Source organism: Paraburkholderia sp. SIMBA_053, assembly GCF_046534895.1.
In the GTDB taxonomy this organism is placed as follows: domain Bacteria; phylum Pseudomonadota; class Gammaproteobacteria; order Burkholderiales; family Burkholderiaceae; genus Paraburkholderia; species Paraburkholderia caledonica.
The window spans coordinates 1-241 of sequence record NZ_JAWRXU010001556.1 but is presented as its reverse complement, the minus strand read 5'-3'; the positions used below and the strand labels follow the sequence as shown (position 1 = coordinate 241).

General features: G+C 76.8%; 1 protein-coding gene. It reads left to right on the top strand.

The window, feature by feature from the left end:
* Positions 1 to 241, top strand: a 241-nt coding sequence (locus SB753_RS40790) for a hypothetical protein (protein ID WP_410805642.1), incomplete at both ends; no start/stop codon positions are given.

The window sequence follows — 241 nt, the reverse complement described above, 5'->3', positions numbered from 1 at the left end:
AACACCCGCGGCCTGGCCGGCGACGCACCCGCCGGGGCCCTGCGCGCGTTCGACATCGTGGCAGTCGACCCCATCACCTCGAGCTTGCACCCGGTCCTGCTCACCTCGCAGCACGTGCGCGTGCGGGCCGAGGACGCGGCCGGCATCGCCGACGCGCTGGGCGACCTCCTCGGCGAGCCCGTCGGCGTCGCAGACGGTGCGGGCCCCGTGCGCGACCTGCAGGTGCGAGGGTCCGGGAGCG